Genomic DNA, 23,139 nt, shown 5'->3' with positions numbered 1-23,139 from the left:
GGCGCGGCTGCGCCGCGCACTGTGGCGGGCGGTCCGCGGCGCAGGTCCGCGCGCCGATCGGACCGCCCGGCACCGCCGCTGAGCAGGGCTCGACACCCGCACCGTCCGCCGTCCGGCCGGCGCTCGACCGGCTGCCTAGTTGGGCTCCACTGCCGGTCGAGCCACCTTTGCGAGGCTGCCGTCCTGGACCCGGTCATGTCCGCGGCCGGTCACGCCGCGTTCCCGGTCTGTTACGCGCCCCGAACCCGATGCACATTTGAGGAGTTACGCAATGGCTGCCCCCGACTCAACCACGAGCCGGTCAGGACCTGGGGCGGGCTTCAGCCCCGGGGCCATCCTGGCTTTCGTCTCCATGGGCCAGTTCATGGTCTTCACCGACGTGTCGATCGTGAACCTCGCGCTGCCGTCGATCCAGCACGGCCTGGGCATGTCCGACGTGAGTCTGAACTACATCGTCACCGCCTACGCGACGGTCCTCGGTGGCTTCCTGCTGCTGGGCGGCCGGCTCGGTGACCGCTACGGTCGCCGGCGGATCCTGCAGATCGGCTTCGCCCTGTTCGCGGTGGCGTCGCTGACCTCGGGTCTGGCCGACAGCGGCTCGGTGCTGATCACCGCCCGTGCCTTCCAGGGCCTGGGCGCCTCGATGATCACACCGTCCGCGCTGGCGATCCTGACGAACACCTTCCCCGAGGGGCCCGAGCGCAACAAGGCGCTCGGTGTGTGGGGTTCGCTCTCCGGTATCGCCTCGATCGTCGGCGTCATCGCCGGTGGTGTCTTCTCGGACACCATCGGGTGGTCCTGGATCTTCTACATCAACGTCCCGATCGGCCTGGTCGCCGCGGTGCTGGCGTTCAAGGTGCTGCCGGAGTCGAAGAACGAGGCCCAGCGCGGCTCCTTCGACACCTGGGGCACCGCGACCCTCACCGGCGCCCTGCTGCTGCTGATCTTCACCCTGGGTGAGTCCACCCGGGTCGGCTGGGCCACCGGCCGCACCATCGGCTCGCTGGCCGGCGTCGCCGTCCTGCTGGCCGCGTTCCTGGTGATCGAGTCCAAGGTCGAGGCGCCGATGATGCCGCTGCGCATCTTCAAGCTGAAGACCATGCGGATCGCCAACATGGCCGCGGTGCTGACCTTCGGCACCTTCAGCGCGCTGTTCTTCTTCGCCAGCCTGTTCATGCAGAACGTGTACGGGTACTCGCCGCTCAAGGCCGGTTTCGCCTACGTCCCGCTGGCCTTCTCGGTCGCCGCGGGTGCCGGCGTCGCCTCCGGTCTGATCGGCAAGCTGGCGGCCCGTCCGCTGGTGGTCGTCGGTCTGGCGAGCACCGTCGCCGGTCTGCTGCTGATGGTCCGGGCCCCGGTCGGCGGCAGCTACCCGGTGGACCTGCTGGCGCCGTTCGTCCTGCTCGGCCTCGGCTGCGGCATCGTCTTCGTCAGCCTGCAGGTGGCCGCGTTCGTGGGCGTCTCCGACGAGGAGGCGGGCCTGGGCGCCGGTCTGATCAACACCAGCCAGGAGGGTGGTGGCGCGCTCGGCCTGGCCGTGGTGACCACCATCGCCTACAGCGGCTTCGCCACCAAGCTGGCCCGCACCGGTGGCAAGGGTGACCTGGTCCGGCACGTGTACGCCAACGCCAACCACCACGCCTTCCTGGCGGCCGCCTGCCTCGGCACCGCGGCCCTGCTGCTGGCGGCGTTCTTCATGCCCAAGGGGAAGGCTGCGATGAGCTCCACCCCGCACGGCGGCTCGGGCGCTGCCACCACCGACGTCGAGAACCCGGCGGTCGCCGCGACGGCCGGTCAGTGAGCACCGTGCACTGAGCACTGGGCACTGAGCACCACCTGCACCACGGCGGGCCCGTCCCGCGCTCGGCCGGCCCCCCGCCGAAGGCCCCGCGCCTTCGGCGGGGGGAGGGGCGGCGCGCGGCGGGCCCGTCCGCCGTTCCCGACGAAAGGAGTCAACCGGATGTCGCAGTCGAAGCAGCAGGCCGAGACGGCCGAGCGTGCCGTGGTACCGAAGGTGACGCCCTCGGTCGAGGCGTTCCTCAACGACCCGCAGCACGTGGCCGCGGTCACCACCATCCGCCCCGACGGGACGCTGCACACCGCGCCCGTGCGGTTCACCTGGGACGCGGAGGCGGGTCTGGCCCGGGTGATGACGGTGAGCACCTCCCGCAAGGCGAAGAACCTGCTGGCCTCCCCCGACAGCCGGGTGACGGTCTGCCAGGTGCACGGCTTCACCTGGGTCACCCTGGAGGGCACCGGCCGGGTGGTGACCGAGCCGGCGCGGGTGACCGAGGGGGCCCGGCGGTACGCCCGGCGGTACTGGTCCTCGCCGCCGAACCCGGCCGGGCGGGTGGTCATAGAGATCACCGTCGACCGGGTGCTGAGCCTCAACGCCTGAGCGGCAACGCCCGGGCTCTCAACACCCGGACGCAACGGACGTGGGGGGGGGGGCCCCCCCCCCCCCCCTCCCCCCCTCCCCCCCCCCCCCCCCCCCCCCCCGGCCCCGCGCCCGCGGGTGGCGAACACCTGGTAGAAAACACGTTCCAGACTTTTCGTTATACGCCACCCCACCGGGGGTCTCCTGTCATGGAAGGCCGTTGAAACGAGGAGCTCAGATGACCCACTTCACCATCGACACCGACCCGGTCGCCCAGGGCTGGGGCGGTGACGGGTCGGCAGGCGGGTACGACCCGTACGCGTCGGGTGGGTACCACCTGTCCACCTCCGGCGGCTACGACCCTTACGCGCCGGGTGGCCATGACCCGTACGCGTCCGGCGGTCACGATCCGTACGCGTCGGGTGGCTACGATCCGTACGTGTCCGGCGGGTACGACCCGTACGCGTCGAGTGGGTACGACCCGTACGCGTCCGGTGGCCACGCCCCCTACCCTTCGGCCGGCTACGACTCGTCCATAGCCGGCGGGTCCGACGACCCGTCCATATCCGGCGGCCACCAGGCCGCCCCGGCCACCGCCGGCAGCTACGAGCTCTCCGCGCCCGGCGACCACGACCTGGCCCAGCCCACCCGCAGGGCGGGCGCCGGGTCGCACCGCAGGGCCGGCAACGGTCGGCACCGGTCCCGGCGGGTGGTGCCCGGCGCCAAGCCGCTGCTCGCCGCGGTGGCCGTGGTGGCGACCGCGACGACGGTGGTGGTCGGCGGCCGGGCCGTGCTCTCCGGCCCGCGCGAGGACCAGACGCTCTCCGCCGCGGAGCCGCCGCTGGCGACCGACGCCCTGGCGGGTACCGCGTCCGCCGCCCCGACCGGGGCGCCCGGCAGCGCGGCGGCCTCGGCCCCGCAGAGCACCGGGCCCACCCGGCTGCCCAGCGGGTCCACCAGCACCGCACCGGTGACCCGCCCCACCCCCGGCTCTCCCGGCTCGCCGTCGAGCGCCCCCACCGCGGCCGCCTCGCGGACCGCCGCCGCCCCGCAGGCCCCGGCCGGTCCGAGCGCCGCCCCGAGTTCGGCGCCCGCCGCCGCTCCGAGCCCCACCGCCAACGCGGGTTCTGCCCCCGCGCCCGCCCCCACCGCGGCCCCGAGTACCACCGCGGCCGGCAACTCCTCCGGTGCCGCCGACCTGGACGCCGCGGCGGCCCAGGTGCTGGCCGTGATCAACCAGGCGCGGGCCCAGCAGGGCCTGGCACCGCTGCAGATGCTCGCCGGCCTGCAGACCAGCGCCGACGCCCACAACCACACCATGGCCGCGGGGTGCGGTCTGGAGCACCAGTGCCCCGGCGAACCGGCCTTCGGCGCCCGGGAGAACGCGGCCGGCGTGCAGTGGGGGACGGCCGGCGAGAACATCGGCGAGGGCGGCCCGGTGGCCGCCACCACCTCGGCGATAGCCGACATGGCCGTCGGACTGACCAACAGCATGCTCGCCGAGCAGGCGCCGAACGACGGTCACCGCCGCAACATCCTCAACCCGGCGTTCCACCACATCGGCATCATGCTGCTGCGCGACTCCTCGGGCACGGTGTGGATGACCCAGGACTTCTCCGACTGACCAGCCGGAGCCCGCAGTCCGGCACCGCCCGGCCGCCGTGGTCCTGCCCGTCGCTCCTGCCGGGGCAGGACCACGGCGGTGGGCAGGACCACGTCAGCCGTGCGGGGCGGGACCCGTCAGCCCGTCAACTCCGCCAGCAGCGCCGGGTTCACCCGCTGCACGATGCCCGCCACCTGCGCCTGCTCCGCGGCCGGCCAGAGCACCCGGCGCGCGGCGGCGTACTTCGCCGCGAGGCGTGCCCGCTTCTCCTGCGGCAGCTGCGCGGCCCGCTCGGGCAGCGAGTTGTGCGCGTTGTCGGCGATCTTGACCAGGCAGGCCGGCGGATCGGCCGCGACCCGGCGGATCATCTCCTCGTACGGCACGCCCGGCCGCTTGGTCACCGCCACGACCAGCGCCACCGCCGCCTCGGGCACCCCGGCCGCGACCAGCCGCTCGGCGGTCCAGTCCGTGTCCTCGATGACATCGTGCAGCAGCCCGGCCATCTCCAGGACGTCACCGATGGGCGCGAGCCCGTGGGCGACGGCCCGCACGTGCTCGACGTACGGCACGCCGATCTTGTCGACCTGCCCGGCGTGGGCCTGCGCCGCGAGTGCGTCGACCTCTGCGACGGTCAGCGTCGTCATCATCATGCACATCCCTCCCGTTGACCTGGGGACACCGTACCGAGGGCCACCGACGAGCCGGACAGTGCTCACGCGCCCGCGTCACTCCAGCCCCCACCACCTACGCGGCCAACGGCGTACCCGCGCGCCCGCCCCGCTCCGCGACCTGCGCGGTCAGGGCGGCGATCCGGGCCGAGGCCAGGCCGTCGCCGTACGGGCTCGGGGTGGCCGCGAGCCGGGCCAGGCGGTCGGGGGCGTCGGCCAGCCAGGTGCGCGCGAGCTCGGCGAAGTCCGACCCGGGCTGCACCAGGGCGGCGAAGCCGGCGGCCACGGCTTCCGGGCGCTCGGTGGAGCGGCGCACCACCAGCAGCGGGCGGCCCAGCACCGTGCACTCCTCCTGCACGCCGCCGGAGTCGGAGACCAGCAACGCGGCGTGGCCGGCCAGGCCCAGGAAGTCGGCGTAGCCGACCGGCCCGGTGACGGCGAGGCGTGCCAGCAGCCCGTCGAGGGCGAACCGCTCGACGGCGGCGCGGGTGCGCGGGTGCATCGGGAAGAGCACCGGCGTCCCGGCCCGGGCGATCCGGTCCAGCCCGGCCAGGACGGAGCCCAGCGCTTCCGCGGTGTCGGTGTTCTCCGGGCGGTGCACGGTGGCGAGGACGTAGCCGTCCGGGCGCAGCCCGTGCGCGGCGAGCAGCGCCGTGCGGGTGGCCGCGTCCGGCAGTTGACGGCGGACCACCTCGACGACGGTGTTGCCGGTGAGGGCGATCCGCTCCTCGGCCAGCGCCTCGGCGCGCAGGTTGCCGGCGTTCTCCTCGGTGGCGGCGCAGAGCAGGTCGGCGACGTGGTCGACCATCACCCGGTTGTGCTCCTCGGGCATGGCCCGGTCGAAGCTGCGCAGTCCGGCCTCGACGTGGACCAGCGGGATCCCACGGGCGTTGGCGGCCAGCGCACCGGCCAGGGTGGCGTTGGTGTCGCCCTGGACCACGACGGCGGCGGGGCGGTCCGCGGCGAAGGCGGCGTCGAGCTGGGCCAGGGAGTGGGCGATCTGGCCGGCCCGGGGGCGGCCGCCGACGCCGGTGAGCAGTTCGGGCGCGGGCAGCTCCAGGTCGCGCAGGAAGCGCCCGGACATCGCCTCGTCCCAGTGCTGGCCGGTGTGCACCAGGCGGGTGGCGTCGCCGAGTTCGTGGATCAGCGGCGCGAGCTTGACGAGTTCGGGACGGGTGCCGAGGACGACGGCGACGCTGGCGGGGGACAGGCACGAGCTCATGAGGGAGGGTGACTCCGAGAAGGGGGAGAGGGGTTCAGGATTCGAGGGCGGTGGGGGCGCCGTGGACCACCCGCTCGGCGTTGCGCCGGGTCTTGGCCCAGCCGTTGCGGCCGAGCGCGATCCGCACCGCGGCCCGGACGGCCACCACGAACAGGTGGTACGCGTAGAGCCAGACCAGGGCGCCCCAGAGCAGCCCGGTGAGCCGGCGGCGGTCGGGGTGGACCAGCCGGCGGTAGGCGAGGCCCCAGCCCACCATCGGCAGCGTGGCGATCACCGAGGCCGTCAGCATGTACGGGCCGAAGGCGAGGTGGAACCGGGCGGTCTCCTCGGGGAAGAGCAGCAGGCCGGCCGTGGTGATCCCGAGCGAGACCGGGATCAGCAGGACGAGCAGCACGCAGACCACCGGCTGGAGGAAGGTGTACAGCACCTCGGCCTTGCCGGCCCGGCTGTAGTGCGGGGAGCGCAGGACCGGGCCGGTGTACCGCAGGCACTGCATGTTGCCCTGGGCCCAGCGGGTGCGCTGGGTGAGGAAGCGGCGCGCCGAGACCAGGCCCTCCTGGGAGACCGTGGTCTCGGTGACGTGGGTGAGCCGCCAGCCGGCGAGTCGCAGCTCCAGGCCGGACTCGTAGTCCTCCAGCAGGGCGCGCTCGGGCCACGGGCGGCCGGCCCGGCCCGGCGCGGTGGTGAGCGAGTCGAGGGCGGTGAGCCGGACGAACTGGCCGTTGCCGCCCAGGCCGACGCTGCCGGTGCGGCGGCGCAGCAGCTGCATGCCGGCGTTGTTGGCCTGGAACTCTACGTCCTGCATCCGGACGAGCGCGCGGGCCAGCGCGTTGGCGGCGCGGCCGCGGTCGGGCAGCGGGCGTTCCTCGTCGGCGTTGCGCATCCGGACGCCGATCTGGACGGCCCCGGTGTCGGGGCGGCCGAGCGCCTTGCCGTTGCAGACCTGGGCGAGGGTGCCCGGATCGAGCCGGCCGTCCGCGTCGACGACGCCGATGACCACGCGGGAGCGGTCGGTCTGCTCGGGCAGCTGGGCGGAGATCTCCCGGTAGGCGGCGTTCAGGGCGGCGCCCTTGCCGATCCGGGCGTCCGGGCGGCGCCGCTGGACCAGGTGGATCCGGGGGTCGCGGGCCGCGGCGGCGAGCACCAGCTCGTGGGTGGCGTCCTCGCTGTCGTCGTCGACGACCCACAGGTGGGCCTCGGGGGCGGTGGCGCGCAGGCCGGCCAGGGTCTGGGTGACGACGGCCTCCTCGTCGCGGCACGGGATGACCAGGTGCCACCGGAAGTCGGCCGGGTCGCCGGGCTCGGCGGGCCGGTTGTGCCGGAAGGCGTGCCGGGAGCCGGCCCAGTACACCAGGAAGCGGCCGAAGACGAGCACCAGGTAGCCGACCAGCGCCAGCGAGATCAGTCCGGCGACCCAGACGATGGTGTGCTGCCGCACCGTCAGCCAGTGGTGCAGGGCCTCGGGCATCGTGCAGCGCTCCTCAAGATCAAAGGTGACGTGACTCCTCGGGTTGCGAATCGATGCTTCATTGCGGTCAAGACTCGCAAAAGAAATAGTAAAGGATGTGGGTGTGGAGCTGGTCGGCCGGTGACGGGGCTCACCCGGCGTCATTCACCCGACGCCGCTCACCCGACGCCGCTCACCCGACGCCGCTCACCCGGCGCCGCTCAGTCGGCGTCGAGCTGGTGGTCGGCCCAGACGTAGCTCTCGGGCAGCAGGTCGGCGACGGGCGCGGCGCGGCGGCGCTCGCCGTTGCCGACGATGACCTCGAGGGTGGGGAAGTAGTCGAGCAGGGCCTGCCGGCACCGCCCGCACGGCGGCACGACACCCCGCTCGCGGTCGCCCACGGCGACCATCGTCACCAGGTCGTAGGCACCCTGGGCGGCTGCGGCGCCGATCACGACCAGCTCGGCGCAGGGTCCGCCGGTGAAGTGGTAGGCGTTCACCGCGGTGACGATCCGGCCGTCCCGGGCCCGGGCCGCGGCGGCCACGGTGTGGTTGTCACCCCGGCAGCGGGTGCGGGCCACCTGGGTCGCGGCCTCGATCAGCTCCTGGTCGACGGGGTGGCGCTGCGTGGTCATCGGTCCTGCCTTCGTCCGGTGTCGGTGACCAGATGATCTTGGCCAGCCGGACGGAAGGCGCGCAACCGGATTGCCGGCCGTCCGCCGCGCTCAGATCCCCAGCAACGCGCGGGCCACCCGGCGGCGGGCCGGGGCCAGCTCGTCGGCGATCCGCTGCCACTCGGCCCGGTCCGCAGTGACCGCGGCCGCCTGCGCGGGGCGTTCGCCGCGCAGCCGCACCCGCAGGTGGGTGGGCGGGTGGCTGGTGTCCACCGCGGTCATCTCCCGCTCGCCGATCCGGGCCCGGCGGGCCCGCTCGGCCGGCGGCACCGACTCCAGGTAGGCCGCGAGCCCGGTCCAGAACTCCTCCTCCACGGCGCCGCCGGCTGTCGGGCGGCGGACCTGCCCGGCGGAGCGCTGCTGCGCCACCCGCAGGCGGACGCTGTCGGCCAGGAAGAGCTTGTCGAGCATCCCGGCCGCCGCCGCGCTGGAGCCCACCCGGGCGGCCAGGTCGTCGGCCCGGTACTCGGCCCGCTGCCCGCTGAGCGCGGTCAGCCGGTACAGCGAGCGGTGCGCCAGCCGCACCGGCAGCGCGATCCACAGCAGCAGCCAGGTGACCAGCTCGTCGAGCAGCCGCTTGCGGGTGGTGCGCAGGCGCCGGGCGTCGCCCGGGTTGGGGCGCAGCACGTGGTACCAGGCCTCCAGGGTGCGCAGCGCGAGGTCGAGCCAGAAGCCCCGGCGCACGTCGCCGTTGCGGCCGTGGCCGAGCTCGTGCCCGAGCAGGGCGAGGCGCTCGGGGCCGGTGAGCGCGGTCCACAGCGGCAGCCCGAGGGTGAGCGAGACCCGGCGGCGCAGGCCGATCCGGGCGTACGAGGCGTTGTAGCTGTCGGTGATCCGGATCCGGTCCGGGCGGCGGACCCCCAGCTCCTCGGCCACCCGGTCGACCAGGCCGTGCAGCGCGGGTGCCTGCTCGCGGGTGAGCTCCGCGGCATCCGTCCGCCAGCGGCCCAGGCGCGGCCGCAGCAGCCAGACCAGGCCCAGCCCGACCAGCCCGACGCCCTGCAGGAAGGGGTAACCGCGCACCAGCAGCAGGACCGAGCCGGCCAGCACCGCGAGCGTCACCAGGTGCACCAGGGTCGCCAGCAGCATCGCCGCCACCCAGGCCGCGCCCCGGTCGCCGCCGGCTGCCGGGTCCTCGGCGGCCAGCGTGGCGTACAGCCGCTCGACCCGCGCCAGGTCCCGGGCCCGGCGCCGCTGCCGGAGCCTGCCCTTCGCCGGCCGGGCGCCCAGGTTCCACTCGCAGCCCGGGCACCAGTCGGTGAACCGCGGGTCGGAGTCGATCGGCGTGGCGCACCGCGGGCAGGGGCGGCTGGTGCGGTCGGTGAGGGTCCGGGTGTCTGACACGGCGCCCGATCATGCCGGATCGCCGGAAGCCCACCCGCACGGGGGTGGTCCCGAGGGGCCCGGGGGGCGTGGCCGAAGCCGACCGGTCAGACGTCCGCCGGGTGGTCCGGCACCCACCAGGGCGCCTCGCCGCCGACCTCGCGCAGCAGCAGCTCGGCCTGGTCGTCCAGCCAGGCCCGTACCCGGTCGGGGTCGCGGCCCATCCGCTCGGTCAGCACGGCCGCGGTGGTCCGCGCCGAGGCCAGCACCAGCGCCGCGTGGTCCTCCTTGCGCCGCAGGAACGCCTCGCAGCGCTCCACGACCCGCAGCGCCCGGCCGGGATCCAGCTCGCAGACGGGCACCGCGCCCGGCGCCGGACCGTCCGTGGCGATCGCGTCGATGCCGAACCACACCATCGCCATCACCACCGGCACCGCCGGCCGCGACGCCCCGGCCTCCCGGGCCTCCTCGCCGGCCGCCGCCGAGAGCTCGCCCAGCCAGGCCCTGGCCCCGTCCGCGTCGCCGTGGTGCAGCTCCATCACCAGCTCCGCCTGCCGCCCGGCCAGCGACAGCGCCACGGTCACCGCCACCGGATCCGCGTCGGCGCTGCCGTCGTCCGCGCAGGCCGCGGGCCCGGCGCCCGGCGACCCGGTGGCCGACGACGAGGTACCGGGCGACCACGTGCCCAGGAACGCCGCCGCCCGCTGCTCCCACCCCTGGTCCCGCGGCCCGTGCGCGAGCAGGCCGTCGCCCGCGATCCGCAGCAACCCGAGCGCTGCCAAGTCCGCACCGTCGCCGGCCAGCCCCGGCCACCTTCCGCTCACGGCCCACCCCCGCCTCGACCCGCACCTGCACCGGCAATCTCAGACGGTACACATACCACCACTGGCAGGGACATGGAAGAGCTGAGGGCATCCGTCACACCCCGGAGTGGGGGAGCGGCGCCGGAAACGCGACCCGGCGTACAGCCCGCCGCGCGGGCCCGCACCGGCCCCGACAGCCCTCGTTCGTTCAGCTCATCCGGATTGCGGGCCCGGTCCCGCACTTCGAGCCTGGGTCCCATGAGCTACTCACCGCCCGACCTGCCCGGACCGCTGCAGCAGCTGGCCAGGAACGCCTGGCAGGCCCTGCTGCTGATCGGGCTGAGCGCCGTGCTGCTCGGCATCCTGGCGCTGGCCTGGCCGCACGCCACGCTGGCCGTCATCGGGGTGCTGTTCGGCCTCTACCTGCTGGTCAGCGGGATCATGCAACTCGTGGCCGCGTTCGGCACCCACGTCGAGACCTCGGTGCGGGTGCTCGCCTTCATCAGCGGCGCGCTGTCGATCCTGCTCGGGGTCTTCTGCTTCCGCGGCGCGCTCGAGTCGATCCTGCTGCTGGCCATCTGGATCGGGGTCGGCTGGCTCTTCCGCGGCATCACCCTGCTGGCCGCGGCGGCCTCCGACCCGCTGATGCCGGCGCGCGGGTGGCAGCTGTTCGCCGGCGTCATCGGGATCCTGGCCGGGATCGTGGTGATGTCCTCGCCGCTGACCTCGCTCTGGGTGCTGACGCTCTTCACCGGCGTCTGGCTGCTGATCACCGGGGTGACCGAGATCGTCACCGCGCTGCGGATCCGCGAGCACCTCAAGCGGGGCCTGCCGCTGCGCGGCGTGGGCAGCGCCGACGACGCGCTGCGCCTGCAGTGACCAGGGCGTCTGCAGTGACCCAGGACGGCTGACCGGCCGGGGGTAGAAACGACGGAGGCCGGCCCCGACATGACGTCGGAGCCGGCCTCACCATGGTGCGCGAGGGGGGAGTTGAACCCCCACGCCCTTTCGGGCACTGGAACCTGAATCCAGCGCGTCTGCCTATTCCGCCACCCGCGCATCTGGTGATGAGGTAGATACTAGCGGATCTTTCCGGGTGCTCCGAACCACGGGTCGGGCAACAGTCCCGCGCGGACTCGACCGCGTCCTCGGCCTCCTTGCGCAGGGCCGGCGAGGGTCATGCGCCAGTCTTCTTTGTGTCATCTGCCAGTACGGTGGGCCGGATCGAGCGGAGCAGACTTTCCGCCACGACCGCAACCGGGCGAGCCTCCGGCATCCGGAGGGGCCGGTGCGGCCGCCTGCCGGACGAGTGCAAGAGGGGGAGCACGTGGGCGTGCAGCAGTACGACGAGATCGGCGAGGCGTTCGAGGGGTTCAAGTCCCTGCCGCTGATGCAGTACGGGGAGGTGCCGAGCTTCCTGGGCCTGGTCGGGGATGTGAGCGGGAAGTCGGTCCTCGACCTGGCGTGCGGCACCGGCTTCTACAGCCGTGAGTTCATCCGGCGCGGCGCCGCGGACGTGCTCGGCGTCGACATCTCGGTCGAGATGATCGCCGCCGCGCAGGGCATCGAGCAGCGCGACCCGCTGGGCGCGCGCTACGAGGTCGGTGACGTGGCCGAGTTGCGGCCGCTCGACCGGAGCTTCGACATCGCCCTGGGCGTGCAGTGCCTCAACTACGCCGAGGACATCGCCGGGCTGGAGCGGATGTGTCGCAACATCCACCGGAGCCTGGTGCCGGGCGGGGAGTTCTTCGTGCTCGCCCAGCGGCCGGACTACGCGTTCGACTGCGAGTCGCTGGAGAAGTACGGGTTCCGCTGCGAGCGCACCGGTGAGGAGACCGAGTTGGGCGCGCGGGTGCGGGTGACGGCCCTGCTCGACCCGCAGCCGATCAGCATTGTCGCCGGGGTCCCGCGCCGCGAGGTCTACGAGGGGTGCCTGCGGGCGGCCGGGTTCAGCGACCTGGAGTGGGTGCCGCTGCAGGTGTCCGCGGCCGGCATCAAGGAGTACGGCGAGGACTTCTGGGCGGACGTCCTCGCGCACCCGCCGCTGGTGATGCTGCGCTGCCGCGCCTGACCGGCCTGCTGGTCCTCCACCCCCGAACCCCCTTGGGCAGCGCGCCCAGGGGGGTTCGGCATGCCCGGCCCGGGTGCGCGCTCGGGTCACGGACCGCTGCGCCCCACGGCCACTCGTTCGGCCCACCGACAATCCTTCTTGCCTTGACAAATTTTTTTGTCGGTAGGACGCTGGAACGGTGCTCGATGTTGCTGTGATCGAAGAACCCGCCGCGGCCGAGGCGTCCCTGGACCCGATCCGGGCCCGGATCCTCGCCGCCCTGGCCGAGCCCGGCTCGGCCGCCATGCTGGCCACCCGCCTGGGGCTGCCCCGGCAGAAGGTCAACTACCACCTGAAGGAGCTGGAGCGGCACGCCCTCGTCGAACTCGTCGAGGAGCGGCGCAAGGGCAACGTCACCGAACGGGTCTACCGCGCCACGGCGGCCTCCTACGTGATCTCGCCCAGCGTCCTGGCCGGCGTGAGTCCGGACCCCGCCCGCGCGCCCGACCAGCTCTCCGCCCGTTGGCTGCTGGCGCTGGGCTCGCGGCTGGTGCAGGAGGTCGGGGCGCTGCTGACCGGTGGCTCGCGGGCCGGGCGGCGGGTCGCCACCTTCGGCATCGACGCGCAGGTGCGGTTCGCCTCCGCGGCCGACCGGACGGCCTTCGCCGAGGAGCTGGCCCAGGCCGTGGCGGCCCTCGTCAGCCGCTACCACGACGAGTCCGCCCCCGGGGGGCGCGACCACCGGGTGGTCGTCGGGCTGCACCAGATCCCGGCGAAACGGCCCGACACCCGCGCGGGCGGCGGTGCGGGCGCGGTAGCGGGCGCTGACACCGGCGCTGTCGCCGCGCCGCAGCAGGTCGAAGATGCGCGGCCGACCGTGACCGCGTCGGAGCAGGAGGACCCGCGATGACCCACCCGTTCGAGATCGAGCTGGAGACCGCCCTCCCGGCGAGCCCGGACCAGGTCTGGGAGGCGATCGCCACCGGACCGGGGATCGACTCCTGGTTCATGGGACGCAACGAGCTGGACCCGCGCGAGGGTGGGGTGCTCGTCATGGAGACCGGTGGGCACCGGGAGGAGGCGGTGATCACCGCCTACGAGCCCGGCAAGCGGCTGGCCATCCGCACCGCCACCGCCGAGGACGGCCGGTTCATGGCCTTCGAGTACCTGATCGAGGGGCGCGACGGCGCCGCCACCGTGTTCCGCGCCGTCCACAGCGGCCTGCTCGGCGACGACTGGGAGGACGAGTACGACGCGCTGCGCCGCGGCTGGCCCTTCCACCTCAACACGCTCCGCGAGTACCTCGCGCACTTCCCCGGGCGCACCGCGGTTCCCGTCTTCGCCGCGGCCCCCGCGCCCGGGCGGCCGGCGCCGGAGGTCCGGGCGGCATTCGCCGGCGCGCTGTCGCTGCCGCTGCCGGTCACCGTGGGCGCGCGGGCCCACGCCGAGCCGGCGGGCCTGCCCCCGCTGGACGGCGAGGTGGTCTGGGCGGACGACGAGCGGTTCGCGGTCCGCACCGCCGACGCGATCCACACCTTCCACCACGGCATGGGCATGGTGCTGATGTTCCATCACCTCTTCGGGCGGGACGTGGACCCGGCCGGCGCCGAGGCCGCCTGGCAGCGGTGGCTGACCGGGCTCCTCGCCTGAGGCGCCGATCCCCACCAGCCCCGCCAGCCCCATCAACCCGACCATTCGTACCAAGGAGTCACCGATGCGCACCCTGATCAGCACTGCCTTCGTCTCGCTCGACGGCGTCGTCGAGGCCCCCGGCGGCGAAACCGGTTACCGCAACGCCGGTTGGACCTTCAAGGAGGTCGAGTTCGTTCCCGAGGCGTTCGAGATCAAGGAACGGGAGCAACAGGAGGCCGCCGCGATCCTGCTCGGCCGGGTCAGCTACCAGGCGTTCAGCCCGGTGTGGCCGGACATGGCGGAGTTCGCGCGCTACAGCACCATGCCCAAGTACGTGGTCTCCAGCACCCTCACCGACGGCGACCTGGTCGGGAACTGGGGCGAGACCACCATCCTGCGCTCGCTCGACCAGGTCGCCGCCCTGAAGGAGACCGAGGGCGGCCCGATCATCGTCCACGGCAGCGCCACCCTGAACCGCGCCCTCTCGGACGCCGGCCTGATCGACCGCTACCACCTGCTCGTCTTCCCCCTGCTGCTCGGCGCGGGCAAGCGCCTGTTCAGTTCCGCGGACCAGGACGCCCGGAAGCTGAAGCTGGTCGAGCACGAGGCCTACCGGAACGGGGTGCAGAAGCAGGTCTTCGAGGTCGTCCGGTGACGGAGTCCCTGCCGCCCGGCGGCGAGGCACCCGACGAGGACGAGCTGACCGCGCGGTGGGCACACGCCTGGCGGCCGGAGCGGATCGCGCCACGGTTGGCCGACCTCACCGTGCCCTGGTGCGTGGCGGCGGGGTGGGCGCATCCCCTACCTGGCGCCGGAAAAGGTCCTGCTGTTCAAGGCGAAGGCGGCCCGGCCGAAGGACCAGGCCGACTTCGAGGGCGTGCTGCCGCTCCTGAGCCCGGCGCGGCGGGCCACCCTCGACCGGTGGCTGACCCTCGTCCACCCCGGACACGCCTGGCAGGCCCACCTGGCGGGGTAGTCCGCTCACGCGTCCGGGGTGGCGTCCGCCGCCGCGAAGGCCTGGCCGGCTGCGCGCAGGCCGGCGAGAGCCTTGGGGACGCCGACGTAGGGGGCGAGGTGGACCATGGTCTCGGCGATCTCCTCGCGGGTCATGCCGATCCGCAGGCTGGTGCGGACGTGGCCGACCAGTTGGGGTTCGACGCCGCCGAGGGCGGTGAGGGCGGCCAGGTTGAGGAGCTGTCGGTCCCGCAGGGTCAGGCCCGGGCGCTGGTAGGTGCCGCCGAACAGGGCGGTGACGATCCAGTCGACGAACCCTGGTGCCAGGCCCTCGAGTTGGGGGAGGGCGGCCTGGGTGGCGGAGTCCTGGAGTTCGTCGAGCAGTGCACGGCCGGCGTCGCGGTCGAGGCTCGTGGGGGCGAAGAGTTCCGGCACGGGGCTGCTCCGATCCGACATGTAACGGCTCGTCCGTTACTGGATGGGAAGACCGTAGCAGCCGTAACGGGTAGACCGTTACACTTTTTCGCATGCCCGCTTCCGAAGACCGCCTCGCCTTCCGCCTCGACTGCGGCGCCACCTGGCTGAACCTGCTCGCCACCGTCGGCACCGCCTTCGGTCCGGCGCCCGTGGAGCGGATCGCCACGCTCGACCGGTACGCCGAGTGGCTCGCGCTGAACGAACTGACGCCCGATCAGCCGGCAGCGGAAGCCGACCTGAGGTCGGCCCGAGAGCTGCGGGAAGTGCTGCGGGCGGTCGCGCTGGCCACGGTCGGGGAGCAACAGGCGCCCGCCGCGGCGGTGGCCGAGCTCGACCGCTTCCTGCGCACCCACGACGACCCGGTCCGGCTGACCGCCGAGGGCCGGCTGCGTCGGGCTGCACCGCCCACGGCCGCCGCCGCCCTCTCCCGGATCGCCCGGCAGGCGGTCGACCAACTGACCGGGCCGGAACGCCACACCCTCAAGTGCTGCCCCGAACAGGACTGCCGCGGGCTGTTCAGCGACCCCTCCGATCGCCGCCGCTGGTGCCCCTCGACCGCCTGCGCCAGCCGCGGCCGCGTTCGCGCCCTGCGCGCCCGGCGGGCGGCGGGGGCGACGACGGTCGAGTGAGACGAGCGGGCGGGGGGTGGTGGAGGGCGGCCAGAAGGGTCGGCTCCGGCGGCACGGCCTAGGCTGGCCGGTCTCATCCGACGCACCGAGACGAGGATCAGCCCATGCACAACAGCACCAGGATCCGCCTGATAGAGCCCGCCGATGCCGCCCCGATCGCCGCGCACCGGGTGCGGGACGTCGAGGCTTTCCGATCCTGGGAACCGGAGCAGCCGGCCGCCTTCTTCACCCCGGAGGGCCAGGCGGAGCGGATCGACAGGCTGCTGGCCGCACACCGGGCCGGCACGGTCTGGCCGGGCGTGGTGCTCGCCGACGACCAGGTGATCGGGCAGGTCACCGTCGGAGGCATCCTGCCGCAGCGACACCTGCGCCGCGGCTCCCTCGGATACTGGATCGCCAGTGTCGCCCAGAACCAAGGGCACGCCGGGCACGCCGTCGGGCTCGCACTCAAGGTGATGACGGACGAACTCGGGCTGCACCGCGCCGAGGCGTCCACCAACCTGGAGAATCTGCCGTCGCAGCGGGTGCTGCGCCGCAACGGCTTCAGCCCGTACGGCGTCGCGCACTCCTCGATCTTCCTCGACGGGAACTGGCGGGACTCGCTGCTGTGGGAGCGGGTCCTCGGCGACTGACCGACCGTTTTCACGGCGAAGTCCGGTCCGGTCCCGCACAAACGATCGGTCAGCCGAGTCGCGCCGAGCCGAACCGGTCGCCGAACCGGTCAGGAATCGAGAAGCACCGGCGACCTGGCCGAACCTAGCGTGAGGGACATGGAAATCATCGAATCCGTGATCCTCGAGGTGGCCGACCCGGACGCCGCCGCCCACTTCTACCGCACCGCCTTCGGCCTCGACGAGCAACTGCGGCTGCGGGCCGGACAGGCACCGTCGACCGGCTTCCGCGGGTACACCCTGTCGCTCACCGTGGCCCAGCCGGCCGACGTCAACGCCCTGCTCGACGCGGCCCTCGACGCCGGCGCCACGTCGCTGAAGCCCGCCGCGAAGTCGCTCTGGGGCTACGGCGGCGTCGTGCAGGCGCCGGACGGCGCGATCTGGAAGGTCGCGACCTCGGCGAAGAAGGACACCGGGCCGGCCGGCCGCCGGATCGACAGCGTGGTGCTCCTGCTGGGGGTCGCGGACGTGGCCGCCAGCAAGCGGTTCTACGTCGAGCACGGCCTCACCGTGGCGAAGAGCTTCGGCCGCGTGTACGTGGAGTTCGCAGCCGGTGCGAGCCCCGTCAAGCTGGGCCTGTACCGGCGCCGCGCCCTCGCCAAGGACGCCGGCGTCCCCGTCGAGGGCACCGGCTCGCACCGCCTCGCGATCGCCGGCGGTGCCGGACGGTTCACCGACCCGGACGGGTACGCCTGGGAGGCGGCAGCGCCGGCGCCCGTGCCGGCCGCAGGCTTCTGAGGGCCGCTCGTGCGGCTGCTGCCGCTCGCTCAGGGCAGCGGCTGCGGCAGGCTCGCCCTCGCCCAGGGCGGCAGCCGCGGCAGGCTCGCCCTGCGGTGTGCCTCCTCAGTGCTCCAGTCGAGTTGATCTAGATTGCCCGGATATGAGAGAAAACGCCGGGATCAGCCGTCGATCGGTGCTCAAGGCCCTCCCCGCCGCCGTCCTGGTGGCGGCGTCCGACGGGCTCTTCGCCCGGCAGTACGCGGAGGCGGCGACCCCCTTTCCGCAGCCGGTCGTGCGGGCCACGCGATCGGTGCCCGGCTCGGCGTCGTGGCTCGTCGAGCAGGCGCTCGACGTGCGGTTCACGGAGCTCTCCGTCCCGGGCTACGGCGCGGTCACCACGCGCACCTACAACGGGGCGATCCCGGGGCCGACCCTGCGCGTGCGCGGCGGGGACACGCTCCGGTTGACGCAGACCAACGGCCTGCCGCCCAACCAGCCCGCGGCCGGCGACCACAACAGGCCGCACCACGCCAACAGCTTCAACCTGCACACCCACGGGATGCACGTCTCCCCGGCCGGGGACGCCGACAACGTGCTGCGCGAGTTCGCGCCGCGCACCGCCGACGAGGTCGCCGCCGGGGTCCCGGAACCGCAGTACGTGACGACCGTCGACGTGCCGGCCGACCACCCCGCCGGCACCTTCTGGTACCACCCGCACCTGCACGGGGCCACGGCCGAACAGGTCGTCGGGGGCATGGCCGGGGTGATCATCGTCGAGGGCGACGTCGACGAGGTGCCGGAGCTCGCGGCGGCCGCCGACGTCGTCGTCTGCATCAACGAACTCAAGCTCAAGGACGGCAAGGTCCCCGGATTCACCTCGGGCAGCTGGATGGCCGACGTCCCGTCCGTCTTCACGGTCAACGGCACGGTCAACCCGACCCTCACGCTGCGCCCGGGCGAACTCCAGCGGTGGCGCCTGGTGGCCGCCACCGCGTTCACCGTGCTGCCGCTGCGGATCACCGGCGCCGGGGACGACAACCTGACGATGCACCAGATCGCCCAGGACGGTGTCACCTTCGGCGCGCCGGTCGCCGCGGAGCCGGTGAGCCTGGCCATGGGCAACCGTGCCGACGTGCTGGTCCGGGGTTGTACGGCCGGCAGCTACCACCTGCGGGCCGACGGGGTGGCCGAGCCGCTGATGACGATCGAGGTGGCGGGCGCGCCCGTCGAACCGCCCATGGCGCTGCCGGCCTCGCTGCCGCCCGGCAAGCCGTTCCTCGACGAGAACGACATCGCCAACCCGGATGCGGACCGCGAGGTGGTCTTCCACGTCGACCCGGGCGTCTTCGCCGGCGCCTTCCCCAACGCGTTCCGGGTCCTCGGGAGCAACCCCACCCCCGCGGCCGACCCCGCCGGTGACCCCACCCGTGACCCCGCCCGCGGCCTGTTCGACCCGGACTTCGTCAACCACACCCTGGCACTGGACACCGTCGAACGCTGGACCATCCGGACCGACGAGACCGAACCGGCCTTCAACCACCCCTTCCACCTGCACACCAACCACGTCCTCGTCACCCACCGCAACGGCGAGCGGCTCGACCCGCCGGTCTGGCACGACACCGTCGGCCTGGCCGGCGGCACCCCCGGGGACACCGTCACCTTCCTGGTCAGGTACGCGGACTTCACCGGCCGCACCGTCGCGCACTGCCACCAACTCCACCACGAGGAGCTCGGCATGATGCAGGCCGTCGACTACGTCGGACCGTGACGGAGAGACGAAGCCGGCCGACCGGCGAACGGGCCGACGAACAAGCCGACGAACGGGCCGACGCACGCCGGCCGAACGTCGGCTGTGCTCGACGGTCGGCCGGCCTCGGTGTCGGCTCCCCGGCCCCGCGTGCCTACCGCGCGGCCTGGGGCACCGGCGCCTGCGCACCGGGGTCCGCACCGCAGGTGGTGGCCGGCGCGGGAATGCGCGGTGCGGGCGCGGTGCGGACGGTGGCGATCCACTCGTCCAGGGTCTGCCACCAGTCGTCGAGCCAGGCCTCGAAGGCGGCCGGTTCGCGGGGGATCCGCTCGGCGGGGACGTGCCACCAGGCGGTGTGCAGCCGGCCGTCGGCCAGGGCCGGGTAGCCGAGGTCGACCACCGGTGCGAGCAGGTCCTCGAGGCCGGTGTGCGCGAAGAACAGGACGTCGGTGGTGGGCGCCGCGTGCAGGACGGCGCCGACGCCGCCCGGTTGTGGCGCCAGGACGTGGGGCAGCCGGCGGTAGCGGGCGGCCCGGTCGGGGCGGCCCTCGGCGTGCAGCCGGTCGATGGCGGCCCGGCGCCGCGCCGCGGTGGCGTTGGTGCCCTCCGGGAAGAGCACCAGTGCGTCCCTGGGCCCGGCGGCGCGGGCCAGGGTGAGCATCCGGCGCAGCGCACAGGCGCGACCCTGCATGGTCCACCGGTAGGGGGTGATGAAGGTGCCCTGGACCAGTGCGCCGAAGCCGGGCGCGGCGCGGACGCAGCCCTTGGTGATCGCCATCATGCGGCGGCCGAGGGTGCCGTAGACCTCGTGGGCGATGAGCTGCGCGTTGAGCAGACCTGCGTGGCGGGCGATCACCAGGACGGGTCGCTCGGGCAGCACGGGCGGCGGTGGCAGGTCGCGGCTGATGCGCAGGGCGGCGAGCGGGAAGCCGCGCCGGACGAATCGTTTGATCAGGCGCTGGAGTCGCTGCTCGGCGGGGGAGCAGGATCCGGGCTCTCCCAGGGCGGGCGGCCGGAGCCTGCGCCGGATGCGCAGGCCGGCGGCGGCCACCAGGGCCCCGCACTCGAAGGTGGCGAGGTACCCGGCGACCAGCAGGACCAGCCGCAGCACGGCCCGAACCGGCGGCGGCAACCGGTTGGTGAGCAACCGTAAGGGGACGAGCAGCGGCAGCGCGAGCGCGAGGAGGAGCGTGCCGCAGGCCGCAAGGAGCAGGAGCAGGACGGGCACCGGATCAGGCCTCGGCGGTGACGGTGGCGGGCGTGGGAGCCGGCACGGTGGCGGTGGGGACGTGCTCGGCGAGGTAGGCGCGGGTGGCCTGGTAGCCGGACTCGACGCGCCGGCGGATCTCGTCCAGCTCGGCCGCGGCGGACAGGTGGTGCTTGCGGTGCTGCGGGGTGTGCGGGTCCTCCCCGGAGGGCAGGACGTGCAGGGTGACGCCGGGCGGAGCCTCGGCGATGGCGTCGGCGAAGCCGTGGCGGCGGGAGATCTCGAAGGAGACGGAGGCGACCTCCCAGAGCGAGCGCGGCACGGTCAGCTGGTGCTCGATCCGCCCGACGTGCAGCACGTACACCGTCTCCGCCCCGAGGGCGAGGGCCCGGTGGACGGGGATGCTCTCGACCAGGCCGCCGTCGTAGTGGTGCTCACCGTCGATCTCGACCGGCGGCCACAGGCCCGGCACCGCGCAGGAGGCCAGCAGGGCGGGCACCAACGGCCCGGAGTCGAAGTAGCGCGCCGAGGCCCGCTCGATGCAGGCGGCCACGCACTGGAACGGGACCTTCAGGTCCTCGATCCGGGTGTCCTCGCCCACGATGTCGGCCAGCAGCTCGCGCAGGTGCTCGTTGGAGGCGACGTGGTTGTGGTGGTGGGCGATCGAGGAGATCGCACCCAGGGCGGAGGTGTGCATGACCTTCTTGGCGACGAACTCCGACCAGAGCCGGTCGAGCACCGTCAGGGCGTCCGCGCCGGGGTGCGCGGCGGCGATGGCGCCCTGGATGGAGCCGACGGAGGTGCCCACCACCAGGTCCGGCCGGACGCCGGCCTCGAAGAGCGCGCGCAGCATGCCGGCCTCGTAACCGCCGAGGTTGCCACCGCCGCCGAGGACGAAGGCCGTGCGGCCGGCGGGAGCAGGTGCCTGGGAATCAGTATCCGTGTACATGGCGACCGTTGTGCCACACGGCCCGGCCCGCTTGCCAGCCGCGTCGGCACCTCGCGCCGGCCGGTTGACGGGCCGGCTGATGCCCGTGAGCTGGGCGGCGAGCGCAGACGCGGCCCGGCCGCGGCCGGGTGCGGTTCACCCGTCGCGGTGACGGGATGTCGATCCCACGATGCTGGTCATGGCAGACTCTGAAGATCCACGCGCGGAAGCTCCCCGGGGCACCCGGTGGGAGACCGCGAGCGACTACGGGGTCCGCGCCGCGGTCGAGCAGCAACCCGGGCCGGGTGAAGCCCGGCCGGGCGGTGGTCAGTTCCTCCGCACGTGGTCGAGGGGGAGCTCAAGTGCGGCCTCCCGCTCGAAGACGTGGGCCACGGCCCGGACCTTGCCCGACCGGCGGTCGACCTGGGCCCGGAGGTCGACGCCGCGGTCAGGCCGGTCAGGCCGGTCAGGTCGGTCAGCGCACCCGACCCGGTGGTGATGAAGAGCATCGGACACACGGGCACGCTAGACGGCCGCACTGATAGGACGCGTTGACGGCCACTCGACTGGTGAGGGGTGGTCGACCGTCAGCAGCACGGCTAGCTTGACCGTATGGATCATGACGAACAGTCACTGCACGCCTCGTCGTTCGGCGCAGCGGCGGTCGCCTACGCCGAGCACCGTCCGGACTACGCCCAGGCCGCCGTGCGCTGGGCGCTCGAGCCCGCGCCCGGCCCGCGCGTGCTCGACCTCGGCGCCGGCACCGGCAAGTTGACCACCACGCTGGTCGCGCTCGGCGCCCAACTCATCGCGGTCGAGCCGGATCCGGCGATGCTGACCGAGCTGCGCCGCGCGCTGCCGTCCGTCCGTGCCCTGGCGGGCAGCGCCGAGGCGATACCGCTGCCGGACGCGTCGGTCGACGCCGTGCTGGCCGGCAACGCCATGCACTGGTTCGACATGGCCGTCGCGGGACCGGAGATCGCCCGGGTCCTCGCCCCCGGCGGCGTCCTGGCCGGGCTCTGGAACCTCATGGACGACCAGGTCGACTGGGTTGCCGGACTCGCGCAGGTGGGCGGGAGCGCGGCGGTCGGCCCGCGTGACACGCCCGCCAGTTGGCGTGCCGTGACGGCGGACATGCACCTGCCGAGGAGTGGTGCGGCTGCCCGGTTCGGCGCACCCGAGCAGGCCGAGTTCCCGCACGGGCAGCGCCGCACCGCCGACTCCCTCGGTGCGACCCTCGCGACGCGCGCGGGGATGCTCGTCATGCCGGAAGCGGAGCGTGAGGCCGCCCTGGGCCGGATCCGCGCCTTCCTCGCGAGCCGACCGGAGACCGCCCACGGCGAGTTCACCCTCCCGATGCTCACCGGCGTGCTGCGCGTCCGGCGGCTGTGAACGAGCGGTAGGGGTGGTTCTCCAGGCCCGAGCGCCTGGCCGGGCCGGACGCGCAACCACGAGGGCTCCTGCCCCCTGAGGACGTTGGGCGCCTGATCCTCCACCCGGGGTGCTCGCTCCTCCTGCCTCGCTCGGCCACGGCAGCATCAAGGCCACCGGGACGGCCACTGACGGCCGACCGAAGCCGGCCGTGGCCACCCGGGACGCGGGTGACCACGGTCAGGGTCGGCGGTCGGTCAGCTCAGGCCGAGCGAGGAGAGTGCGCTGGTCCAGTCGGTCGCGATCGCGTTCTGCGCGTCCGCGAGGCTGACCGTGCCGTTGCAGACCGCCTGCTTGAGCGCGTTCTCCACGTGGTCCTTCTGGTAGGAGCCGTAGCCGTTGGTGGTGGCGTGCGGCTGGGGCCACAGGTTCAGCGGGTCGGTCGGCGAGCCGCCGAGCTCCAGCGGGATGAAGTGCTGTCCGGGGTTGAGATCTGCTGCCGCTGACGACGTCGACGCTTGGCCCTGTAGCTGATTCGCACTGGTTTCGATGCGCTATCCGGTGTAGTTCGCTCGTGACGGTGACGTCGCTGACGATCGGGCACTGTCGCCTCCGGGGAGTGGCTACGGTCGGCGC

At 73.7% G+C, this 23,139-nt stretch carries 22 protein-coding genes and 1 tRNA gene; 13 read left to right on the top strand and 10 right to left on the bottom strand.

The window, feature by feature from the left end; translation table 11 throughout:
* Positions 1-352 precede the first annotated feature (352 nt).
* The 3 genes from ACQRUO_RS11265 (at position 353) to ACQRUO_RS11255 (ending at position 4,001) form a co-directional block, all read left to right on the top strand.
* Entirely contained in the window at positions 353-1,801 is a 1,449-nt protein-coding gene (locus ACQRUO_RS11265) for an MFS transporter (RefSeq protein WP_428315660.1), read from the top strand.
* A 159-nt stretch (positions 1,802-1,960) separates the two neighbouring features.
* Positions 1,961-2,398, top strand: coding sequence for a pyridoxamine 5'-phosphate oxidase family protein (locus ACQRUO_RS11260; protein ID WP_428315659.1), 438 nt, complete (start codon positions 1,961-1,963; stop codon positions 2,396-2,398).
* Positions 2,399-2,615: 217 nt separating this feature from the next.
* Positions 2,616-4,001 (top strand): CAP domain-containing protein, encoded by a 1,386-nt coding sequence (locus ACQRUO_RS11255; RefSeq protein WP_428315658.1) that lies wholly within the window; start codon positions 2,616-2,618, stop codon positions 3,999-4,001.
* 116 nt (positions 4,002-4,117) lie between these two features.
* Here the strand turns inward: ACQRUO_RS11255 and ACQRUO_RS11250 are convergent, their stop codons facing one another.
* The 6 genes from ACQRUO_RS11250 to ACQRUO_RS11225 all read right to left on the bottom strand — a co-directional run bounded on the left by ACQRUO_RS11250 (position 4,118) and on the right by ACQRUO_RS11225 (position 10,096).
* A complete protein-coding gene (locus ACQRUO_RS11250) occupies positions 4,118-4,624 on the bottom strand; it encodes an HD domain-containing protein (RefSeq protein WP_428315662.1) in 507 nt (168 codons plus the stop codon).
* Positions 4,625-4,724: 100 nt separating this feature from the next.
* Entirely contained in the window at positions 4,725-5,870 is a 1,146-nt protein-coding gene (gene wecB, locus ACQRUO_RS11245) for a non-hydrolyzing UDP-N-acetylglucosamine 2-epimerase (protein ID WP_428315657.1), read from the bottom strand.
* Positions 5,871-5,904: 34 nt separating this feature from the next.
* Positions 5,905-7,338 carry a glycosyltransferase family 2 protein gene (locus tag ACQRUO_RS11240; RefSeq protein ID WP_428315656.1) on the bottom strand — a complete coding sequence of 478 codons (1,434 nt, stop codon included), beginning with the start codon at positions 7,336-7,338 and terminating at the stop codon, positions 5,905-5,907.
* Between the two features lie 200 nt (positions 7,339-7,538).
* On the bottom strand, positions 7,539-7,952 hold the full coding sequence (locus ACQRUO_RS11235) for a cytidine deaminase family protein (protein ID WP_428315655.1): 414 nt from the start codon (positions 7,950-7,952) through the stop codon (positions 7,539-7,541).
* A gap of 90 nt (positions 7,953-8,042) precedes the next feature.
* The gene (locus tag ACQRUO_RS11230; RefSeq protein ID WP_428315654.1) at positions 8,043-9,335 is read right to left on the bottom strand and encodes a M48 family metalloprotease; all 1,293 of its coding nucleotides are present in this window, start codon (positions 9,333-9,335) and stop codon (positions 8,043-8,045) included.
* Positions 9,336-9,421: 86 nt separating this feature from the next.
* Positions 9,422-10,096 carry a hypothetical protein gene (locus ACQRUO_RS11225; RefSeq protein ID WP_428315653.1) on the bottom strand — a complete coding sequence of 225 codons (675 nt, stop codon included), beginning with the start codon at positions 10,094-10,096 and terminating at the stop codon, positions 9,422-9,424.
* Between the two features lie 279 nt (positions 10,097-10,375).
* Between ACQRUO_RS11225 and ACQRUO_RS11220 the strand changes: the two genes are divergently transcribed.
* Positions 10,376-10,996, top strand: a complete 621-nt coding sequence (locus ACQRUO_RS11220) for an HdeD family acid-resistance protein (RefSeq protein WP_428315652.1) — start codon at positions 10,376-10,378, stop codon at positions 10,994-10,996.
* A gap of 93 nt (positions 10,997-11,089) precedes the next feature.
* Here the strand turns inward: ACQRUO_RS11220 and ACQRUO_RS11215 are convergent.
* Positions 11,090-11,176, bottom strand: a tRNA-Leu gene (locus ACQRUO_RS11215).
* 268 nt (positions 11,177-11,444) lie between these two features.
* Between ACQRUO_RS11215 and ACQRUO_RS11210 the strand changes: the two genes are divergently transcribed.
* From ACQRUO_RS11210 to ACQRUO_RS11195, 4 genes are all read left to right on the top strand, one after another.
* On the top strand, positions 11,445-12,188 hold the full coding sequence (locus tag ACQRUO_RS11210; protein ID WP_428315651.1) for a class I SAM-dependent methyltransferase: 744 nt from the start codon (positions 11,445-11,447) through the stop codon (positions 12,186-12,188).
* Positions 12,189-12,366: 178 nt separating this feature from the next.
* Positions 12,367-13,077: an ArsR/SmtB family transcription factor gene (locus ACQRUO_RS11205; protein WP_428315650.1), complete on the top strand. Its 711-nt coding sequence runs from the start codon at positions 12,367-12,369 to the stop codon at positions 13,075-13,077.
* Entirely contained in the window at positions 13,074-13,817 is a 744-nt protein-coding gene (locus tag ACQRUO_RS11200; RefSeq protein ID WP_428315649.1) for an SRPBCC family protein, read from the top strand. Before ACQRUO_RS11205 ends, ACQRUO_RS11200 begins: the two co-directional genes overlap by 4 nt.
* Before the next feature lie 64 nt (positions 13,818-13,881).
* Positions 13,882-14,454, top strand: a complete 573-nt coding sequence (locus ACQRUO_RS11195; RefSeq protein ID WP_428315648.1) for a dihydrofolate reductase family protein — start codon at positions 13,882-13,884, stop codon at positions 14,452-14,454.
* A gap of 326 nt (positions 14,455-14,780) precedes the next feature.
* On the opposite strand, the gene ACQRUO_RS11190 is transcribed toward ACQRUO_RS11195, so the two are convergent.
* Positions 14,781-15,209 (bottom strand): carboxymuconolactone decarboxylase family protein, encoded by a 429-nt coding sequence (locus ACQRUO_RS11190; RefSeq protein WP_428315647.1) that lies wholly within the window; start codon positions 15,207-15,209, stop codon positions 14,781-14,783.
* Between the two features lie 71 nt (positions 15,210-15,280).
* Between ACQRUO_RS11190 and ACQRUO_RS11185 the strand changes: the two genes are divergently transcribed.
* The 4 genes from ACQRUO_RS11185 (at position 15,281) to ACQRUO_RS11170 (ending at position 19,018) form a co-directional block, all read left to right on the top strand.
* Positions 15,281-15,859, top strand: coding sequence for a CGNR zinc finger domain-containing protein (locus ACQRUO_RS11185; protein WP_428315646.1), 579 nt, complete (start codon positions 15,281-15,283; stop codon positions 15,857-15,859).
* Between the two features lie 104 nt (positions 15,860-15,963).
* On the top strand, positions 15,964-16,491 hold the full coding sequence (locus ACQRUO_RS11180) for a GNAT family N-acetyltransferase (protein ID WP_428315645.1): 528 nt from the start codon (positions 15,964-15,966) through the stop codon (positions 16,489-16,491).
* 138 nt (positions 16,492-16,629) lie between these two features.
* Entirely contained in the window at positions 16,630-17,268 is a 639-nt protein-coding gene (locus ACQRUO_RS11175) for a glyoxalase (RefSeq protein WP_428315644.1), read from the top strand.
* 142 nt (positions 17,269-17,410) lie between these two features.
* Positions 17,411-19,018: a multicopper oxidase family protein gene (locus ACQRUO_RS11170; RefSeq protein WP_428315643.1), complete on the top strand. Its 1,608-nt coding sequence runs from the start codon at positions 17,411-17,413 to the stop codon at positions 19,016-19,018.
* A gap of 133 nt (positions 19,019-19,151) precedes the next feature.
* Here the strand turns inward: ACQRUO_RS11170 and ACQRUO_RS11165 are convergent, their stop codons facing one another.
* The gene (locus tag ACQRUO_RS11165; RefSeq protein WP_428315642.1) at positions 19,152-20,225 is read right to left on the bottom strand and encodes a hypothetical protein; all 1,074 of its coding nucleotides are present in this window, start codon (positions 20,223-20,225) and stop codon (positions 19,152-19,154) included.
* A 4-nt stretch (positions 20,226-20,229) separates the two neighbouring features.
* On the bottom strand, positions 20,230-21,153 hold the full coding sequence (locus tag ACQRUO_RS11160) for a patatin-like phospholipase family protein (RefSeq protein ID WP_428315641.1): 924 nt from the start codon (positions 21,151-21,153) through the stop codon (positions 20,230-20,232).
* Between the two features lie 591 nt (positions 21,154-21,744).
* On the opposite strand from ACQRUO_RS11160, the gene ACQRUO_RS11155 reads away from it, so the two are divergent.
* Positions 21,745-22,524, top strand: a complete 780-nt coding sequence (locus ACQRUO_RS11155) for a class I SAM-dependent methyltransferase (RefSeq protein ID WP_428315640.1) — start codon at positions 21,745-21,747, stop codon at positions 22,522-22,524.
* Positions 22,525-23,139: the final 615 nt, after the last annotated feature.

The sequence above is a fragment of the Kitasatospora sp. LaBMicrA B282 genome (genome assembly GCF_050325825.1).
Classification (GTDB): Bacteria; Actinomycetota; Actinomycetes; order Streptomycetales; family Streptomycetaceae; genus Kitasatospora.
The sequence above is the reverse complement of the archived record's forward strand: the minus strand, read 5'-3'. Positions and strand labels throughout refer to the sequence as shown.

Excerpts from the sequence above, each read along its gene's own strand:
- ACQRUO_RS11265 (WP_428315660.1), top strand. The coding sequence starts at position 353 with ATGGGCCAGTTCATGGTCTTCACCGACGTGTCGATCGTGAACCTCGCG.
- ACQRUO_RS11235 (WP_428315655.1), bottom strand. The coding sequence starts at position 7,952 with ATGACCACGCAGCGCCACCCCGTCGACCAGGAGCTGATCGAGGCCGCG.
- wecB (WP_428315657.1), bottom strand. The coding sequence starts at position 5,870 with ATGAGCTCGTGCCTGTCCCCCGCCAGCGTCGCCGTCGTCCTCGGCACC.
- ACQRUO_RS11160 (WP_428315641.1), bottom strand. The coding sequence starts at position 21,153 with ATGTACACGGATACTGATTCCCAGGCACCTGCTCCCGCCGGCCGCACG.
- ACQRUO_RS11220 (WP_428315652.1), top strand. The coding sequence starts at position 10,376 with ATGAGCTACTCACCGCCCGACCTGCCCGGACCGCTGCAGCAGCTGGCC.
- ACQRUO_RS11170 (WP_428315643.1), top strand. The coding sequence starts at position 17,411 with ATGAGAGAAAACGCCGGGATCAGCCGTCGATCGGTGCTCAAGGCCCTC.
- ACQRUO_RS11200 (WP_428315649.1), top strand. The coding sequence starts at position 13,074 with ATGACCCACCCGTTCGAGATCGAGCTGGAGACCGCCCTCCCGGCGAGC.
- ACQRUO_RS11190 (WP_428315647.1), bottom strand. The coding sequence starts at position 15,209 with ATGTCGGATCGGAGCAGCCCCGTGCCGGAACTCTTCGCCCCCACGAGC.
- ACQRUO_RS11180 (WP_428315645.1), top strand. The coding sequence starts at position 15,964 with ATGCACAACAGCACCAGGATCCGCCTGATAGAGCCCGCCGATGCCGCC.
- ACQRUO_RS11175 (WP_428315644.1), top strand. The coding sequence starts at position 16,630 with ATGGAAATCATCGAATCCGTGATCCTCGAGGTGGCCGACCCGGACGCC.
- ACQRUO_RS11185 (WP_428315646.1), top strand. The coding sequence starts at position 15,281 with ATGCCCGCTTCCGAAGACCGCCTCGCCTTCCGCCTCGACTGCGGCGCC.
- ACQRUO_RS11155 (WP_428315640.1), top strand. The coding sequence starts at position 21,745 with ATGGATCATGACGAACAGTCACTGCACGCCTCGTCGTTCGGCGCAGCG.
- ACQRUO_RS11240 (WP_428315656.1), bottom strand. The coding sequence starts at position 7,338 with ATGCCCGAGGCCCTGCACCACTGGCTGACGGTGCGGCAGCACACCATC.
- ACQRUO_RS11260 (WP_428315659.1), top strand. The coding sequence starts at position 1,961 with ATGTCGCAGTCGAAGCAGCAGGCCGAGACGGCCGAGCGTGCCGTGGTA.
- ACQRUO_RS11255 (WP_428315658.1), top strand. The coding sequence starts at position 2,616 with ATGACCCACTTCACCATCGACACCGACCCGGTCGCCCAGGGCTGGGGC.
- ACQRUO_RS11195 (WP_428315648.1), top strand. The coding sequence starts at position 13,882 with ATGCGCACCCTGATCAGCACTGCCTTCGTCTCGCTCGACGGCGTCGTC.
- ACQRUO_RS11250 (WP_428315662.1), bottom strand. The coding sequence starts at position 4,624 with ATGACGACGCTGACCGTCGCAGAGGTCGACGCACTCGCGGCGCAGGCC.